Below are 17,771 nucleotides of genomic sequence, written 5' to 3' on the forward strand. Positions count from 1 at the left end.
ATGGCGGCGATCTTCGCGGACACCCGACCGCGAAGATCACAGCCACTGGATCACGCCACGCAGTTGATCAATTACCCCACACTTTCTGAGGCGCCCCGCCCGCCCCCGTCGGCCCCGCCCGCCCCGGACGGGGCCGCGCCCTCAGGCGCGGTCCGGGCCGTCCGAGGCGCCCTCCGGGCGGTGCCCGATGGCGGTCCAGTCGAACTCCGCCCGCCACGCCGTCCGGCCGGTCGACCAGCCGACCAGCGCGTCCACCACCTTGGCGAGGGAGAGCGTCAGGGTCCGGTAGTGCTCGGCGGGGACGCCGTCGCGGTACTCCAGCTCGTACACGCCGTTCTCCTGCAGGCGCACCCGCACGTACCAGTCGCCGGCCGGCTCGTCCGCGCCGAACCGTTCGACGGTCAGCCGGGACTCGCCGCGCTGCATGTTCGCCACCAGGCGGCTCAGGGCCGCCGGCCCGGGGTCGCGCATCGACAGGCCGCGCTCGGTCATCGCGTGAAGCATGCGTGGAGCATGCCGCACCTCACCGACGGGCGGGGCGCCGGGGTGCCCCGAGACCCCGCGCGTCGGCCGGCGGCCGGTCGGGGATCGACGACCGGTTCGGCGCTGTCCCGAGAGACGTGCAACTCCCTTCACGATCCCGCGAGTTCGTCAGGCGGACGGTGCGGGTGGCGCTCAGGGCCCGCACCGCGATCGCCACGTTGACCGCCGCCGCCGCGTGAGCCCCCCGGCCCCGTGCCGCCCTCTTGAGTCCCGCCCGACTGCCCGCCCGCAGACCCGGGCCGGACCCGGCCGGGGCGCCCAGCGGGTCACCGGACGCCGCGGCCGCGCTGCCGCGAGTCGTCGATCACCGTCCGGGACCAGTCCAACTCGCCCGCCCGGTACGACTCGTCCAGCAGCATCCGCTGCAGCCGGTCCCAGATCCCGGCCTCCTGCCAGTCCCGCAGCCGCCGCCAGCAGGTCATGCCCGACCCGAAGCCCAGCTCCTGCGGCAGCCACTCCCACTGGATCCCGGTGTGCAGCACGAACAGGATCCCCTGCAGGCAGCCGCGGTCCTTCGCCGACGGACGCCCGAGCCCCTGCCGCCGCACCGGCAGCAGCGGCTCGATCCGCTCCCACAAGTCGTCCGACACCAACCACGGCGGTCTCTTCCCCACGCACACCCCAACGAGCCGACCGCCGAACGGACATGGCCGGCCCCCCGCTCGGCCCAGCGGCCCGCGCCGCGCAACCCCGCCCGGCCCCCGCCGCCCCACCCGCTGAATATCCGCTTCCACTCGCCAGAAGCTTGATGATAGACAGTCAATCGTGTCCGCCGATCTCGACTTCCCGACCCTGCTGGGCCTGCTCGACGACCGCTCCGCGGCCTTCCGGGGCGTGCTCGCCGTCGCCCCCGACCTCGGCGCCGAGGTCCCGACCTGCCCCGGGTGGACGCTGCACGAGCTGGCCCAGCACCTCGGCCGGGGCCAGCTCTTCTGGGCCGCGATCGTCGCCGCGGGTCCCGCCGAGACGCCCCCGCCCCGGCCGGTCGAGGTGGCGCCCGCCGAGCGGGAGGCCCTGGTGGCCTGGTTCGCCGCCGCCACCGAGCAGCTCCTCGGGGCGCTCCGCACGGCGGGCCCGGGCGCCCCCTGCTGGGCGTGGTGGGAGCTCGCCCAGTCCCCGCGGGACACCACGGCCGCCGCCCGCCGCCGCCTCGACGAGACCGCCGTGCACACCTACGACGCCCAGCTCGCCGCCGGTCTGCCCGCCGCCGTCCCGGCCGAGGTCGCGCTCGACTCCGTCGAGGAGTTCCTGCTCACCTGCTGCTCCACCACCGTCCCCTGGCCGCACGCCCCCGCAACCCTCGCCTTCCGGGCCACCGAGGGCCCCAGCTGGCACCTCACCCTCTCCCCGGCCGGTGTCCGCGCGACCCGCACCGCCCCCGCCGCCCCGGACGCCACCCTCCGCGGCAGCGCCGCCGAACTGCTCGCGGTCCTCCACGGCCGCACCCCGATCGACGACCTCCGCCCCGAGGGCGACGCCGTGCTCCTCCACCAGCTCTACGACTGGGACCCGAACGCCTGATCCGGCCCCGCCCGTGCCCGCGCCCGCCCCGCCCGTGCCCGCCCACCCGTTCCACCCACCGGAAGGCCCGCCCGTGACCGACGCCGACCTCGCCCGCCGGGCAGCCGAACTCGGGGCGCGGGTGGTCCGCGACCGCCCCTGGGAGGACGTCGCCCGGCAGGACAAGGGCGGCGACGACTTCGCCACCGCCGTGGACGTCGAGGCCGAGCGGGCCGTCCTCGGCCTGCTCCGCCGGGAGCGGCCCGAGGACGCGTTCACGGGGGAGGAGAGCGGCAGCTCCGGCGCCGCGGGCGCGGCCCGCCGGTGGCTGGTGGATCCGCTGTGCGGGACGCTCAACTTCGCCGTGGGCACCCACCTGGTGGCGGTCAACGTCGCCCTGCGCGAGCACGGCCGGACCACCGCCGCGGCCACCGCCGACCCGTACACCGGCGAGACGTACTGGACCGACGGCACCGCCGCCCACCTGCGCCGCGACAGCCGCGACGGCCGTGACGGCCGTGACGGCCGCGACACCCCGCTGCGGCCGTCCGCCGATTCCCGGCTGGTCGACCTCAACCTGGACCCGCCCTACCCGAACGCCCCCGCGCTGCGCGTCGCCCGGCTGCTCACCGACCCGGAGTTCGAATCCGCCTTCCGCCCCCGCGTGGTGTCCAGCACCCTCGCGGTGGCCTGGGTCGCCGCCGGCCGCCGCGCCGCCTACCTGACGGACGGGCACCTGGCGGACAGCGTCCACTTCGCGGCGGGCATCGCGCTCTGCCAGGCCGCCGGCTGCACCGTCACCGACCTGCGGGGCGCCCCGGTGCACAGCGGCGGCGGCGGCCTGATCGCGGCGGCCGACCCGGAGACCCACGCCCGCCTGCTCGAACTGGTCACCCGCCAGGAGGGCGCACCCCCGCACGGGTAGGCCCGCCACCCCGTGCGCCGGTGGCACCGTGATCCCGTACGCCGGTAAGCCCGTCGCGCGCCCTGGTGGCGGCCCCGGCCCCCCGGCACGCTTGCGGTCGCGCCCGCGCCCCGCGGCCGCGACCGCCGAGCCGCCCGGAGGCCCGCATGGTGTTCCACAGCGACTACCCGCCCGTCACCCCGCTCGACCGGCCGCTGCACGAGGCGGTCCTGGGCGGCTGCGCGAACGGCGAGCACGCCGAACGCCCGGCCCTGGTCGACGGGTTGACCGGTCGCAGCGTCAGCTACCGGGAGCTGGACGCGGCGAGCCGCCGACTGTCCGCGGGGCTGGCCGAGGCCGGGGTGGCCAAGGGCGACGTGGTGGCGCTGCACAGCCCGAACTCGCTCGCCTATCCGCTGGCCCTCTACGGCGCCACCCGCACGGGGGCGGCCGTCGCCCCGGTCGACCCGCTGGTCGGCGCGGCCGAGTTCACCCGTCGGCTGCGCGACTGCGGCGCCCGCTGGATCATCACCACCGCCGAACTGCTGCCGGTCGCCCGGCTGGCCGCCGCCGGGCACCCGGTGGCCGGGATCTTCCTCTGCGACGAGCCGGCCGGCCCGCGGGGGGCCGGGGCGCCCCGCTCGCTCGCCGACCTGGCCGCCTCCTCCGCCCCGGAGCCCGAACCGGACCTCGACCCGGCCACCGACCCGGCCGTGCTGCCGTACTCCAGCGGGACGACCGGCCTGCCCAAGGGCGTGCTGCTCACCCACCGCGCGGTGGCCACCAACCTGGCCCAGGCCGACGCCCTGCTCGGCCCGCGCCCGGGCGAGCGCGTGCTGGCGGCGCTGCCGTTCTGGCACGCCCACGGCCTGGCCGCGCTGCTCAACCGCCCGCTGCGGGCCCGCGCCACCGTCGTCGTGCTGCCCCGCTTCGACCTGGAACAGTTCCTCACCGCGATCCAGCGCCACCGGATCGAGGCGGTGCACGTCTCCCCGCCGATCGTCCTCGCGCTGGCCAAGCACCCGCTGGTCGACCGCTTCGACCTCTCCTCGGTCCGCCACGTGCTGAGCACCACCGCCCCGCTGGACCCGGCCGCGGCCGCCGCCGCGGCCCGCCGACTGGGCCTGCCGCACCTGCTCCGGGGCTACGGCATGACCGAGCTCTCCCCGTTCACCCACCTCGTCCCGCCCGGCGAGCCCCACCCGCCGACCGGCACCGTCGGCCGCCTCCTGCCCGGCACCGAACTGCGGATCCGCTCCCTGGACGGGCCGCCCCGCGACCTCGGCCCCGGCGAGGACGGCGAACTGCTGTTCCGCGGCCCGCAGGTGATGGGCGGCTACCTCGACCAGGAGGCCGGGACCGCCGCCACCGTCGACGGGCACGGCTGGCTGCACAGCGGCGACGTCGGCCGGGTCGACGCCGAGGGCTGGCTGTTCGTGACCGGCCGGGTCGAGGAACTGCTCGGGCCGCCGGGGCACCGGTTCGCCCCGGCCGGACTGGAGGCCCTGCTGCGCACCCACCCGAGCATCGCCGACGCCGCCGTCGTCGGCGTCGCCGGCCCGCACGGCACCGAGCACCCGAAGGCGTACGTGGTCCCCGCGTTCGGCTGCGAACTGGCCGAGCAGGAGGTGGTCGAGTACGTGGCCCGCCGGGTCGCCCCGCCCGGGAGGCTGCGCGGGGTGGAGTTCCTGGGGGTGGTCCCGAGGTCCGCCGACGGCAAGGTCCTCCGCCGAGCCCTGCGGACCCGTGCCGCGCAGCGTGAGCACCGGGCCGGCGGCCCCGCATAGGATCGAGGGCCCCCGGGCCCCGGCCGCCGCCCTCGCGGACCGGCCCGATCGAGCGGACTGAGCGGACCGGAAGCCCGCCGGAACGCTCCGTGACCGGCAGTTGAAGGTCACGCCCTTGCCCGAACCGGTCCGAATCGAGCAGACTCGCATCTCCGGTCCGACCGCCCGCACGACCACCAGTCGCCAGCGCCCGGTGGGCCGTGCAGTCTGGTGGAAGCCGGAACGACCGGCGGAACCGGGGAAGGTACCGGGCAGGTGGCCAACTGAGCACGCACGGGTTCGAACGCAAGCCCGGCCGCGACGCGGCGGGCGCCCCTGCCGCGCGCCTGGCCGGACACCGCCTGGTCCCGCTGGCCACCGCGCTGGTCCAGGAGGACGGCCGGATCCTGCACTGGAGCCAGGAGGCCGAGGCGCTCACCGGCTGGTCCGCGGAACAGGCCATCGGCGCCCACCCGCTGCGGCTGCTGCTGCCCGAGCAGGAACGGGCCGCCGCCGAGAAGCTGTTCGACCGCCTGGTCGCGGGCCGCGGCTGGTCCGGCACCCACCCGGTGCGCCGCCGCGACGGCTCCACCGTCGAGCTGGAGTTCCACACCTACCCGGTGGCCGGCCCCGACGACCGCACCCTGCTGCTGGCCACCGCCTCCGACGCCGAGGCGCTGCACGAGGTCGAGTCCGACCTGGCGGTGCTGGACGGCTTCTTCGACCAGTCCCCGATCGGCCTCGCCGTCTACGACACCGAGCTGCGCTTCGTCCGGCTGAACGAGGCGCTGGCCCGGATCAACGGCCTCAGCGCCGAGCAGCACCTCGGCCGCCGGATCTCCGCCGTGCTGCCCGGCATCAACGCCCACGAGATCGAGAACGTGATGCGGCAGGTGATCGCCACCGGCAAGCCGGTGGTCGACGCCCGCTCGCACGGCCGGGTCCCCGGCGACCCGCGCCGCGACCGGGCCTGGTCGGCGTCCTACTTCCGGCTGGAGGACTCCACCGGCAAGGTGCTCGGCGTCTCCTCCTCGATCATCGACGTCACCGAGCGCTTCCAGGCCGAGGCCCGCGCCTCCCGCGCCCAGGAGCGGCTGACCCTGCTCGCCTCGGCCGGCGCCCGGATCGGCACCACCCTCGACCTCAAGCGCACCGCCGAGGAGATGGTCGAGGCGATCGTCCCCAAGTTCGCCGACTTCGCCACCGTCGACCTGCTGGAACCCGTGCTGCGCGGCGAGGAGCCCGCCCCGATCCAGCCGGAGCGGGCCATCCAGGTCCGCGCCGTCGCGGTCGGCGAGGCGTACGGCTCCGGATTGACCGGCGCGGCCGACGTGGTCGGCGGCACCACCGAGTACGGTCCGCACCGGATCTACACCCAGTGCCTGCGCAGCGGCCGCCCGCTGCTCAAGCCGCACGTCGACGAGGAGGTGCTGCGCGGCCTGGTCCCCGACCCCGAGCGGGTCGCCCCCGGCATCGCGGCCGGCATCCACTCCTACCTGCTGGTGCCGCTGATCGCCCGCGGCATGGTGCTCGGCGGCGCCGAGTTCGTCCGCACCCGCAACCCCGAGCCGTTCGGCGCCGCCGACGTCTCGCTCGCCGAGGAGCTCGTCGCCCGCACCGCGCTGGCCATCGACAACGCCCGGCTCTACCGGCGCGAGCGGGAGACCGCCCTCACCCTGCAGCGCAGCCTGCTGCCGCAGGAGATCCACCGCACCCTGGGCCTGGAGATCGCCCACCGCTACCTGCCCTCCAGCGTGGTCAGCGAGGTCGGCGGCGACTGGTTCGACGTCGTCCCGCTGTCCTGCGGACGCGTCGCCCTGGTGGTCGGCGACGTGATGGGCCACGGCATCCGGGCCGCCGCCACGATGGGTCAACTGCGCACCGTGGCCCGCACCCTGGCCACCCTCGACCTGCCGCCCGAACAGGTCCTCGGCCGGCTCGACGAGACCGCCTCGGCGATCGGCGAGGGCCAGTTCGCCACCTGCGTGTGCGCCGTCTACGACCCGGTCGACCGCAGCGTGGTGGTCTGCTCGGCCGGCCACCTGCCGCCGGTCCGGGTCGACCCCGACGGCACCGCGCACGTCGTCGACCTGCCGCCCGGCGTCCCGCTCGGCATCGGCGGCGGCGCCTTCGAGTCGATCGAGTTCACCCTGCCCCCCGGCGCCACCTTCGCGCTCTACACCGACGGCCTGGTCGAGCGCCGCGGCCGCGACCTGGACGAGGGCATCGACCTGCTCGCCCGCACCCTCGCCACCCCCGGCCGCACCCTGGAGGAGAGCTGCGACGCCGCGCTCTCCGCCCTGGTCACCGACGGCACCGAGGACGACATCGCCATGATCATGGCCCGCGTCCTGCCCGTCCCCGCCGACCGGATCGCCACCCTGCTGCTGCCCAGCGAGGGCCCGCTGCCCGCCCGCGCCCGCCGCTTCACCCGCACCACCCTGGACGCCTGGGGCCTGTCCGGCCTCACCGACTACGCCGAACTCGTGGTCAGCGAACTCGTCACCAACGCCCTGCTGCACGCCGACGCCCCGCGCCGGCTGCGGATCTTCCGGGACCGCACCCTCACCCTGGAGGTCTCCGACGCCGGCGGCCAGCCGCCCCGGCTGCGCAGCTCCGCCGAGGAGGACGAGGGCGGCCGCGGCATCCACCTGATCAGCGAGCTCGCGCACCGCTGGGGCAGCCGCCCCACCAAGCACGGCAAGGTGGTCTGGGCGGAGATCGAACTCCCGTACCGCCCGGGCTGACACCCGCCCGGGCGCGACCGCTCGCCCGGGACGCCGCGCTGACGGAGAGTCGGAGCAACCACGCCGCCGACCGAAAGGCCCGCCGTGCACCTCCGCCTCCTCTCCGCCGCCGGCCTGCTCGCCCTCGCCGCCGGTGCGGCCGCCCTCGCCCCCGCCCTCGCCGACGGGCCCGCGCCGCAGCCCTCCCCGTCCCCGTCGCCCTCCCCGGCCGGAACGGGACAGCCCGAGGAGAACCCCTCGCCCTCGTCCGGGCCCTCGTCCCCGCCCTCCTCGCCCTCCTCGCCCTCCGCGCCGTCGCCGTCGCCGTCGCCGAGCGGAACCGGCGCCGGGACCGGGCAGCCCGCGGAGAGCCCGGCACCGGCCGCCCGGACCTCCGTCACGATCACCGGGGCCGTCATCGACCCCAGGGTCCCCAGCCGGTCCCGGGTCACCCTCGCCTACACCTGCGCGCCCACCGACCAGCCGCGCTCCTTGAACACCTCGGTCGAGCAGAGCGACCCCGAGGACCCCGCCGGCATCGCCTTCGGCGCCACCCGCACCTCCCCGACCCTGGTCGTCTGCGACGGCGCCCCGCAGGTCCAGACCGTCACCGTCCAGTCCAAGACCAGCAACTGGCTCCCCGGCCCCGACGCCGTCGTCGTCACCACCCTCACCGACCTCGGCGCCGCCCCGCCCGCCGCCGCCGACGCCCGCCGGATCCCGCTCGACCTGCCGCCCGCCGCCTGACCCGCCGTCAGCCGACCGGCCCCCGCCCCCGGCGCGCCGCCCGCCCGCCGCCGCCGGCGCCTCCGAGACTGGACGCCGGACGGAAGGGAACCCCGCATTGGCCACCCAGCCCACCACCACCGGCGTCCCCGCTCCCGAGGAGGCGCGCCGCTGGCGGGCCCTCGCGGTGTGCCTGGTCGCCGGGTTCATGACCCTGCTCGACGTGTCGATCGTCAACGTCGCCCTGCCGTCCGTGCGCGCCGGACTGCACATGTCCGAAGCCGGACTCCAATGGGTGCTCTCCGGCTACTCGCTGGCCTTCGGGCTGGTGCTGGTCCCGGCCGGACGGCTCGGCGACGCGATCGGCCGCCGCCCGGTCCTGCTCACCGGCCTCGCCCTGTTCACCGCCACCAGCGCGCTGGCCGGCGCCGCCCAGGGCGAGACCTGGCTGGTCGTCGCCCGGCTGCTCCAGGGCATGTCCGGCGGACTGCTGGTCCCGCAGGTCTCCGGCTTCATCCAGCAGCTCTTCCGCGGCGCCGAACGGGCCCGAGCGTTCGGCCTGCTCGGCACCACCATCGGCTTTTCCACCGCGGTCGGCCCGCTGCTCGGCGGCCTGCTGATCGCCGCGTTCGGCACCGCGGAGGGCTGGCGCTGGGTCTTCTACGTCAACCTCCCGATCGGCCTCGTCGCCCTCCCCGTCGCCCACCGGCTGCTGCCCGCGCCCACCCCCGACACCTGCGCCCGCCGCGACTTCGACCCGGTCGGCGTACTGCTGCTCGGCACCGGCACCGTCCTGCTGCTGCTCCCGCTGGTCCAGGCCCAGTGGCACGACGCCCGCAAGTGGCTGCTGCTGGCGGGCTCCGCGCTCGTCCTGGCCGCCTTCGCCCGCTGGGAGCACCACTACGCTCGGCGGCGCGAACCGCTGGTCCACCCGGAGCTGTTCCGCACCCCCTCCTTCACCGGCGGCGCACTGGTCTCGCTGCTCTACTTCGCCGGGTTCACCGCGGTCTTCTTCGTCTTCACCCTCTACCTGCAGTCCGGCCGCCACTACACCGCGCTCCAGGCCGGCCTGGCCATCACCCCCTTCGCGCTGGCCTCCGCGGTCGCCTCGACCGCCGGCGGACGCCTGGTCACCCGGTACGGCCGCCGGCTGATCGTCCTCGGCCTCGGCACCGTCGCCGTCGGCCTGGCCCTGGCCGCCCTCGCCGTCCACCTCTTCGACGGCCCCGAGGTCGGCTGGGCCACCGCCCTCCCGTTGCTGCTGGCCGGCCTCGGCAGCGGCCTGGTCGTCTCCCCGAACCAGGCCCTCACCCTCAACGAGGTCCCCGTCGCCCGGGCCGGCTCCGCCGGAGGCGTCCTGCAGACCGCCCAGCGGATCGGCTCCGCCGCCGGCATCGCCACCGTCGGAGCCACCTTCTTCTCCCACCTGCACACCCCCGCCGACTACCCCGCCGCCTTCCAGCTCAGCCTCGCGGTCGTCCTCGCCTTCGTCCTGCTCGCCCTCCTGGCCGCGATCCGCCACTGAGCGGGGAGGGCCCCGACAGTGGCCCGGGGAACGGCGGGTCGATGCTGCCGGCGGCCGGAGCCCGTCGAAGGTCCGTGCTGCTGCGTGCCGTGAACAGAACCGAAAGCCAATGGCGCGCAACGGCGGTGAACCGTCAGCGGCCACGGCCCCGCCGTTCCCCGAGCCCCTGTCGGTGCTCCTCCTACAGCCCCGCGACCCCGCGCACCGCGACCCGCAGCGCCGCCACCGGGTCCCCGACCGGGCTGCTCGCGCGCCAGCCGACGAAGCCGTCCGGACGGACCAGCGCCGCGCCGCCCTCGCGCAGCCCGTAGACCGCGGGCCAGCCGCTCGGTCCGGTGGGGCGGGGCCCGGCCGCGGGCAGGTCGGGGACGGGCTCGGGGACGAGGTCGCCGCCCTCGCCGACCAGCAGGCACCTGATCGGCACCCCGGTCAGCCCGGACACCTCCCGGGCCGCCTCCGCCCACCGCGCGCCGCCCGCCGCGGGCGCCAGCAGCACCGGCTCGCGCTCGAACAGGTCGAGGGTGGAGATCCGGGTGCCCGCGCGGTCGCGCAGCCACAGGTGCGGGGCCCGGGTGCCGACCTCCCCGGTCGCGGCGAAGCGCTCCGGGACGACCCCGGCGGTGGCGTCCGCGCCGACCAGCGCGCCCTCGGGGTAGCGGTAGCCGAGCGCCACCGCCAGCACGTTGGTGCGCGGCCCGCCGACCGGCGCCGCGTCGAAGCCGGGGTGCTGGTGCTCCACCGAGCGGGCCGCGGCCCGGGCCGCGGTCTGCACGGCCACCGGCCGCCGCTCGGCCTCGTACGACTCCAGCAGGCGCGGGCCGCCCCAGCCGTCGAGGACGGCGGCGAGCTTCCAGGCCAGGTTGTGCGCGTCCTGGATGCCGGTGTTGGAGCCGAACGCCCCGGTGGGCGGCATCTCGTGGGCGGAGTCGCCGCACAGCAGGACCCGCCCGGCCGCGTACCGGTCGGCGACGCGCTCGGCGGCGTGCCAGGGGGCGCGGCCGGTGATCTCCACGTCCAGGTCGGGCACGCCGGCCGCGGCCCGGATGTGCGCCGTGCAGCGGGTGTCGGTGAAGTCCTCGACCCGTTCGCCGCGCTCGGGGTGCCAGGGCAGGTGGAAGACCCACAGCTCGTGGTTGTCGACGGGCAGCAGCGCGCCCGCGCCGGCCGGGTCGGTCAGGTAGCAGGCGATGAAGCGCCGGTCGCCGACCACCTCGGCCAGCCGCTTGGCGCGGAAGGTGACCGAGACGTTGTGGAACAGGTCGCCGCGCCCGGACTGCCCGATGCCCAGGCGCTCCCGGACGGGGCTGCGCGGCCCGTCCGCGGCGACCAGGTAGTCGGCCCGGACGGTGCGCTCCTCGCCGGTGGCCCGGTCGCGCAGCAGTGCGCTCACCCCGTCGGCGTCCTGCTCGAAGGAGACCAGTTCGGTGTTGAAGCGCAGGTCGCCGCGGGCGGCGGCGTGCCGCAGCAGCACCGGTTCGAGGTCGTTCTGGCTGCACAGGCACCACCCGGACGGGCTGAACCTGGCCAGCCCGCCGCCCGGGTCGATCTCCCGGAACAGCCACTCCTGCTCGCCGCCGGAGAGCGTCTCGGCCTGCAGGATGCCGTGGTTGTCGGCCAGCACCGAGGCGGCGGCCCGGACGTCCTCCTCCACCCCGGCGACCCGGAACAGCTCCATGGTGCGGAGGTTGTTGCCGCGGCCGCGCGGGTGCCGGGAGGTCTCGGCGTGCCGCTCCACCAGCAGGTGCGGGACGCCGAGCCGACCGAGGAAGAGCGAGGCCGACAGCCCCACCAGCGATCCGCCCGCGATCAGGACCGGCACCCGGTCCGCCATCTGTGTGTTCATCGACTCTGCTCCATCCGTGCGGGGCGCGGGGCGCGCCAGACCGGACATCCATCCCCCGTCGCTGACGGCCACTCAGGGTGCTTCGCCCGGATGGCCCCGAAGTCTCGCGCCGCACCCGTTCCCGCCCTGACGATCGAGGGCGAACCGTTGCCCCGCCCGGCCGCCCCGAGCCCGAGCCCGGAGCCGGACGGGGACCCTTCGGGAACGAACCGCGAACCGACGACAGGATTCCGCCGCCATGACCCTGCTCTCCGCCCCCGAGGAGACCACCACCGCGACCCGGCCGACCCCCGGCCGGCTCCGCGTCATCCTGATGCTGGAGGTCTACGACGGCGCCCAGGACCGCTTCCTGGACGCCTACGAGCTGCTGCGCTACCAGGTCTCGGCCGTCCCCGGCCACGTCAGCGACCAGCTCTGCCAGTCCATCGACGACCCGTCCCGCTGGCTGATCACCAGCGAGTGGGAGAGCGCCGAACCGTTCCTGGCCTGGGTCGACAGCCCCGCCCACCGCGAGATGGTCAAGCCGATGCACGGCTGCGTCCGCGACAACCGCTCGCTGCGCTACACCGTGCTGCGCGAGACCCGCGGCACCACCGCCACCGACACCACCACCCCGCCGCTGCGCCCCGGCGAGCACCACCCCGGCGTGCCCGGGGCCGTCCGCCCCGGCCCGGACGGCGTGGTCCGGCACGCGCTCAGCTTCACCGTCAAGCCCGGCGCCGAGGCCAGGGCCGCCGAACTGCTGGCCGGCTACCGCTCCCCGGACGCCCGGGTCGACGACACCACCCGCCTGCTGCGCACCTCGCTGTTCATGCGCGGCAACCGGGTGGTGCGCTGCGTCGAGGTGGCCGGCGACCTGACCGCCGCGCTGCGGCACGTCGCCCGGCAGCCCGGGGTGCGGGCCGTCGAGGAGGCGCTCAACCCGTACCTGGAGGAGGACCGCGACCTGGACGACCCGCTGTCCGCCCGCGACTTCTTCCAGCGCGCCGCCCTGCCCGCCGTCCACCACCACGCCGGGCTGAAGACCGGCCCGGTGCAGCGGCACGCCTACCTGTACCCGGTGCGCCCCGGCGCCGGCGCCGCGCTCGCCGAGCTGCTCTCCGAGGAGGACGAGCACGCCGTCGCCGACCCCGGCGGCCCGCTGGTGCGCGCCACCGTCTACCGGCACGACGACCTGGTGGTGCGGCTGGTCGACCTGCTCGGCGACCCCGCCGACGACCCGGCCGCCGCCCTCGGCCTGGCCGGCCCGCGCGCCGCCGCCGTCCTCGGCAAGCTCGCCGAACCCGCCGAGCGCACCCGCGACGGCCTGCGCCGCCTGCTCGCCGAGTGCGCCACCACCCCCGTCACCGACCGCACCTCGGCCGAGGACTGACCACCCCCCCGACCCAGCACGCCCCGCCACGAGAGGAAGACCACCGTGACCACCGAGATGCCACGCATCATCCACGTCGACGACGCGCCCCCCAACCGCAAGCGCGGCGGGGACCTGCGGGCCATGCTGACCCCGCCGGCGGTCGGCGCGACCAGCGGATTCATGGGAGTGGCGATCGTCGAACCGGGGGAGCGGATCGGCGAGCACTACCACCCGTACTCCGAGGAGTTCGTGTTCGTGATCTCCGGCGAGCTGGAGGTCGACCTGGACGGCGTGCCGCAGCGGCTGCAGCCCGACCAGGGGCTGATGATCCCGATCGGGATGCGGCACCGCTTCCGCAACGTCGGCAGCACCGAGGCCCGGATGGTCTTCCACCTCGGCCCGCTGGCGCCGCGCCCCGAGCTCGGGCACGTCGACACCGAGGAGAGCGCCACCGAGGCGGGCCCGCCGGAACCGGCCGGGGCGGCCTCGTGACGCGCCGGGTCGCGGTGACCGGGATCGGGGTGGTCGCCCCCGGCGGCACCGGCGTCCCCCGGTTCTGGTCACTGCTCACCGAGGGCCGCACCGCCACCCGCGGCATCACCCTGTTCGACCCGGAGGGCTTCCGCTCCCGGATCGCCGCCGAGTGCGACTTCGACCCCGCCGCCCACGGCCTCACCGCCGAACAGGTCGCCCGCAACGACCGGTACGTGCAGTTCGCGCTGGTCGCGGCCGCCGAGGCGGTCGCCGACGCCGGGCTCGACCCGGCGAGCGAGGACCCCTGGCGGATCGGCGTCTCGCTCGGCACCGCCGTCGGCGGCACCACCCGGCTGGAACGCGACTACGTGCTGGTCAGCGGCCGCGGCGAACACTGGGACGTCGACCACCGACCCGCACAGCCGCACCTGGAGCGGGCGTTCTCCCCCTCCACCCTGGCCTCCGCCGTCGCCGAACAGGTCGGCGCGCACGGCCCGGTGCAGACCGTCTCCACCGGCTGCACCTCCGGCCTGGACGCCGTCGGCTACGCCGCCCTCGCCATCGAGGAGGGCCGCGCCGACGTGATCCTCGCCGGGGCCTGCGACTCGCCGATCTCCCCGATCACCGTCGCCTGCTTCGACGCCATCAAGGCCACCTCGGCCCGCAACGACGACGCCGAACACGCCTCCCGCCCCTTCGACGCCGGCCGCGACGGTTTCGTGCTCGGCGAGGGCGGCGCCGTCCTGGTGCTGGAGGAGTGGGAGCACGCCCAGCGGCGCGGTGCCCGGATCTACGCCGAACTCGGCGGCTTCGCCACCTTCGGCAACGCCTACCACATGACCGGCCTCACCCAGGAGGGCCTGGAGATGTCCCGGGCCATCGACCGGGCCCTGGCCCACGCCGGACTCCCCGGCGACGCCGTCGACTACGTCAACGCGCACGGCTCCGGCACCAAGCAGAACGACCGGCACGAGACCGCTGCCGTCAAGCGCTCGCTCGGCGAGCACGCCCGGCGTACCCCGATGAGCTCCATCAAGTCGATGGTCGGGCACTCGCTCGGCGCGATCGGCGCCATCGAACTCGTCGCCTGCACCCTCGCCCTGCACCACGGTGTCGTCCCGCCCACCGCGAACTACACCGAGCGCGACCCGGAGTGCGACCTCGACTACGTCCCCCGCACCGCCCGCGAACTGCCGCTGCGCCACGTGCTGTCGGTCGGCAGCGGCTTCGGCGGCTTCCAGTCCGCGGTGGTGCTGAGCAGGGTGGAGGCGGCCGCATGAGCGCACGCTGCGCGGTGATCACCGGGGTCGGCGTGGTCGCGCCCAACGGCATCGGCGCCGACGACTACTGGAAGGCCCTGCGCGAGGGCCGCTCGGCGCTCGGCCCGATCGACCGGGAGGGCTGCGAGCACCTGCCGCTCAAGGTCGCCGGACTGGTCCGCGGCTTCGACGCCGAGCAGTACGTCGAGCCGCGCTACCTGGTCCAGACCGACCGGTTCACCCACTTCGCGATGGCCGCCGCCGAACTCGCCACGGCCGACGCCGACCTGGCCGACCACCCCGACGACCCGTACGCCGTCGCCGTGGTCACCGCGGCCGGCTCCGGCGGCGGCGAGTTCGGCCAGCGCGAACTCCAGCACCTGTGGGCGGAGGGGCCGCACCACGTCGGCCCCTACCAGTCGATCGCCTGGTTCTACGCCGCCTCCACCGGCCAGATCTCCATCCGCGGCGGCTTCAAGGGCCCCTGCGGCGTGGTCGCCTCCGACGAGGCCGGCGGCCTCGACGCCCTGGCGCACGCCGCCCGGGCCGTCGCCCGCGGCACCGACGCCGTCCTGGCCGGCGCCGCCGAGGCCCCCGTCGCCCCGTACTCGATGGTCTGCCAGCTCGGCTACCCCGGGCTGTCCACCACCGAGGACCCCGAACGCGCCTACCGCCCGTTCGGCAGCGACGCGGCCGGGTTCGTCCCGGCCGAGGGCGGCGCCATGTTCGTCGTCGAGGACGAGCACACCGCCCGGCTGCGCGGCGCCCGCCCCCGGGCCCGGATCGCCGGGCACGGCGCGACCTTCACCGGCGCCGCCCGCTGGAGCGAGAGCCGCGCAGGACTCGCCCACGCGGTCCGCGGCGCCCTCGCCGAGGCGCGCTGCGCCCCCGACGAGGTCGACGTGGTCTTCGCCGACGCCCTCGGCGTCCCCGAGGCCGACCGCGCCGAAGCGCTCGCCCTCGCCGACGTGCTCGGCGAACACGTCGAACGCGTCCCCGTCACCGCCCCCAAGGCCGGCCTCGGCCGCGCCCACTGCGGGGCCCCCGCCCTGGACGTCGCCGCCGCCGTGCTCGCCCTCGAACACGGCCTGGTCCCGCCCACCCCGCACACCGCGGACTGCCCGCACGGCCTCGACCTGGTCACCGGCTACCCGCGCGCCGCCGAACTGCGCACCGCCCTGGTGCTCAGCCGCGGCCTGATGGGCTCCAACAGCGCCCTGCTGCTGCGCCGCCCCTGACCGCCACCGAACCCCGAAGGAGCACGACATGGCTTCCGAGATCACCTACGAGGAACTCGCCGTCCTGATCAAGACCCGGGCCGGCGTCGCCGTCACCGTCGACGAACTCGCCGACCCCGGCTGCATGTTCCTCGACCTGGGCGTCGACTCGCTCGGCGTGCTCGGCGTCCTCGCCGACGTGGAGAACCGCTACGGCGTCTCCATCGACTCCTCCGACCTGCTCGGCCGCCCCGTCGCCGAGTTCCTGCAGACCGTCAACTCCTCCGTGAAGGCTGGTGCCTGAGATGCCCGGACACACCGACAACACGATCGTCATCAACGCCCCCGTCGACCTGGTCTGGGACGTCACCAACGACCTGGAGAACTGGCCGCAGCTGTTCAGCGAGTACGCCTCCGTCGAGGTCCTCGACCGGCAGGGCCAGCTGGTCCGCTTCCGCCTCACCATGCACCCCGACGAGAACGGCCAGGTCTGGAGCTGGGTCTCCGAGCGCGAGGCCGACCGCGACAAGCTCACCGTCCGGGCCCGCCGGGTCGAACCCGGCCCGTTCGAGTTCATGGAGATCCGCTGGGAGTACGAGGAGCACCCGCAGGGCACCAGCATGCGCTGGATCCAGGACTTCGCGATGAAGCCCACCGCCCCGATCGACGACCAGGGCATGACCGACCGGATCAACCAGAACTCCAAGGTCCAGATGGAGCTGATCCGCGCCAAGGTCGAGCACCGCGCCGGAGCGGTCGGATGAACGACGTGCACCGCGCCCTGATCGTCGCCCGGATGAAGCCCGGCACCGCCGACCACATCGCCGGCGTCTTCGCCGACTCCGACCGCGGCGAGCTGCCTGGCCTGATCGGCGTCACCAGCCGCAGCCTGTTCCAGTTCGGCGACGTCTACCTGCACCTCATCGAGTCCGAGCGCCCCGCCGGACCCGAGGTCGCCAGGTACGCCGCGCACCCCGAGTTCCGCGACGTCAGCGAACGCCTCGCCGTCTACGTCGACGCCTACGACCCGGCGACCTGGCGCAGCCCCAAGGACGCCATGGCACACGAGTTCTACCGCTGGAACCGCTGAACCCGTACGCACCGCGTACGCAGCAGGGCAGGGAGAGCCGCCGTGGCCGAGCGGACCGAACCGGCGGACCGGACGCGCTGCACGGGCTGCGGCGCCCCGGCCCACGGCGAACGCTGAACGCGCACCCGGCGCGCGTGCCCCGACTGCGGGCACCACGGGCGGCTCACCGCCCCCGAGCGGCTCGACCAACTGCTCGACCCGGGCACCGCCGAGACCATCGGACCGGTGCCCGCCCTGCACGACCCGCTCGGCTTCGTCGACAGCCGCCCCCACGCCGAACGCCCGGGGCGGGCCCGCGCCGACACCGGCCTCCACGAGGCCGTGCTGTGCGCCGCCGCGACGGTCGAGGGCCAGCCCCGCGTCGCCGCCGTGACGGACTTCCGCTTCCTCGGCGGCAGCCTCGGCTGCGCCGTCGGCGCCCTGATCACCCACGCCGCCCGCACCGGCCCGGAACGCCGCGCCCCGCTCGTCCTGGTCACCGCCAGCGGCGGCGCCCGGATGCAGGAGGGCGTGCTGCCGCTGATGCAGATGGCCAAGACCGCCCGGGCGACGGCCGAACCCGACGGGGCTGGGATCCGCACCGTCTCGATCGTCATCGACCCCGCCTACGACTCGCCGCCCGCCAGGGCGATCGCCCGGGCGCCCGACCGCGAACAGGCGATCGCCCGGCTCGACCGCGCCCTCGGCGAGTTCCGGATCGACGGCCCCGGGGTCCGCACCACCAGCGGCTACCTGCGGCGCACCCTCGCCGACCCGCGCTTCCGGGCCGGCCGGCACACCACCGCGCTGGTCGCCGAGACGGCCGCGGTCGGCTGACCCCGCGCCCGCAGGGGCGGGCGCGCAC

General features: G+C 75.9%; 16 protein-coding genes and 1 pseudogene. 14 read left to right on the forward strand and 3 right to left on the reverse strand.

All coding sequences use genetic code 11. The features are described from left to right. Positions 1-141 precede the first annotated feature (141 nt). Positions 142-504, reverse strand: a complete 363-nt coding sequence (locus ACWEO5_RS08395) for a hypothetical protein (RefSeq protein WP_452161327.1) — start codon at positions 502-504, stop codon at positions 142-144. Between the two features lie 317 nt (positions 505-821). Then, positions 822-1,157: pseudogene (locus ACWEO5_RS08400) on the reverse strand (transposase); the annotation flags it as partial. A 151-nt stretch (positions 1,158-1,308) separates the two neighbouring features. On the opposite strand from ACWEO5_RS08400, the gene ACWEO5_RS08405 reads away from it, so the two are divergent. The 6 genes from ACWEO5_RS08405 to ACWEO5_RS08430 all read left to right on the forward strand — a co-directional run bounded on the left by ACWEO5_RS08405 (position 1,309) and on the right by ACWEO5_RS08430 (position 9,690). Beyond that, positions 1,309-2,064, forward strand: coding sequence for a maleylpyruvate isomerase family mycothiol-dependent enzyme (locus ACWEO5_RS08405; protein ID WP_452161329.1), 756 nt, complete (start codon positions 1,309-1,311; stop codon positions 2,062-2,064). A 73-nt stretch (positions 2,065-2,137) separates the two neighbouring features. Further along, a complete protein-coding gene (locus ACWEO5_RS08410; RefSeq protein WP_452161331.1) occupies positions 2,138-2,968 on the forward strand; it encodes an inositol monophosphatase family protein in 831 nt (276 codons plus the stop codon). Between the two features lie 146 nt (positions 2,969-3,114). Next, the gene (locus ACWEO5_RS08415; RefSeq protein ID WP_452161333.1) at positions 3,115-4,734 is read left to right on the forward strand and encodes an AMP-binding protein; all 1,620 of its coding nucleotides are present in this window, start codon (positions 3,115-3,117) and stop codon (positions 4,732-4,734) included. Positions 4,735-4,934: 200 nt separating this feature from the next. Next, a complete protein-coding gene (locus ACWEO5_RS08420; RefSeq protein WP_452161335.1) occupies positions 4,935-7,460 on the forward strand; it encodes a SpoIIE family protein phosphatase in 2,526 nt (841 codons plus the stop codon). A gap of 84 nt (positions 7,461-7,544) precedes the next feature. Next, a complete protein-coding gene (locus tag ACWEO5_RS08425) occupies positions 7,545-8,186 on the forward strand; it encodes a hypothetical protein (RefSeq protein WP_452161337.1) in 642 nt (213 codons plus the stop codon). 97 nt (positions 8,187-8,283) lie between these two features. Next, positions 8,284-9,690, forward strand: coding sequence for an MFS transporter (locus ACWEO5_RS08430; protein ID WP_452161339.1), 1,407 nt, complete (start codon positions 8,284-8,286; stop codon positions 9,688-9,690). A 181-nt stretch (positions 9,691-9,871) separates the two neighbouring features. On the opposite strand, the gene ACWEO5_RS08435 is transcribed toward ACWEO5_RS08430, so the two are convergent. Next, the gene (locus ACWEO5_RS08435; RefSeq protein ID WP_452161341.1) at positions 9,872-11,533 is read right to left on the reverse strand and encodes an FAD-dependent oxidoreductase; all 1,662 of its coding nucleotides are present in this window, start codon (positions 11,531-11,533) and stop codon (positions 9,872-9,874) included. Between the two features lie 238 nt (positions 11,534-11,771). On the opposite strand from ACWEO5_RS08435, the gene ACWEO5_RS08440 reads away from it, so the two are divergent. The 8 genes from ACWEO5_RS08440 (at position 11,772) to ACWEO5_RS08475 (ending at position 17,743) form a co-directional block, all read left to right on the forward strand. Further along, entirely contained in the window at positions 11,772-12,905 is a 1,134-nt protein-coding gene (locus ACWEO5_RS08440; RefSeq protein WP_452161343.1) for a SchA/CurD-like domain-containing protein, read from the forward strand. Positions 12,906-12,950: 45 nt separating this feature from the next. Beyond that, the gene (locus tag ACWEO5_RS08445; RefSeq protein ID WP_452161345.1) at positions 12,951-13,379 is read left to right on the forward strand and encodes a cupin domain-containing protein; all 429 of its coding nucleotides are present in this window, start codon (positions 12,951-12,953) and stop codon (positions 13,377-13,379) included. After that, positions 13,376-14,641, forward strand: a complete 1,266-nt coding sequence (locus ACWEO5_RS08450; RefSeq protein ID WP_344550336.1) for a beta-ketoacyl-[acyl-carrier-protein] synthase family protein — start codon at positions 13,376-13,378, stop codon at positions 14,639-14,641. The genes ACWEO5_RS08445 and ACWEO5_RS08450 overlap by 4 nt, the downstream gene beginning before the upstream one ends. Beyond that, positions 14,638-15,858 (forward strand): beta-ketoacyl synthase N-terminal-like domain-containing protein, encoded by a 1,221-nt coding sequence (locus ACWEO5_RS08455; RefSeq protein WP_452161348.1) that lies wholly within the window; start codon positions 14,638-14,640, stop codon positions 15,856-15,858. Before ACWEO5_RS08450 ends, ACWEO5_RS08455 begins: the two co-directional genes overlap by 4 nt. Positions 15,859-15,886: 28 nt before the next feature. Beyond that, complete coding sequence (locus tag ACWEO5_RS08460; RefSeq protein ID WP_344550333.1) at positions 15,887-16,141, forward strand: acyl carrier protein; 255 nt, start codon at positions 15,887-15,889, stop codon at positions 16,139-16,141. Position 16,142: 1 nt separating this feature from the next. Then, positions 16,143-16,601, forward strand: a complete 459-nt coding sequence (locus tag ACWEO5_RS08465; protein ID WP_344550332.1) for an SRPBCC family protein — start codon at positions 16,143-16,145, stop codon at positions 16,599-16,601. Positions 16,602-16,606: 5 nt separating this feature from the next. Beyond that, the gene (locus tag ACWEO5_RS08470) at positions 16,607-16,927 is read left to right on the forward strand and encodes a TcmI family type II polyketide cyclase (protein ID WP_452161449.1); all 321 of its coding nucleotides are present in this window, start codon (positions 16,607-16,609) and stop codon (positions 16,925-16,927) included. A gap of 225 nt (positions 16,928-17,152) precedes the next feature. Next, on the forward strand, positions 17,153-17,743 hold the full coding sequence (locus ACWEO5_RS08475; RefSeq protein WP_452161351.1) for a carboxyl transferase domain-containing protein: 591 nt from the start codon (positions 17,153-17,155) through the stop codon (positions 17,741-17,743). The last annotated feature ends 28 nt before the right edge of the window (positions 17,744-17,771 follow it).

The sequence above is a fragment of the Kitasatospora sp. NPDC004272 genome (assembly GCF_053603035.1).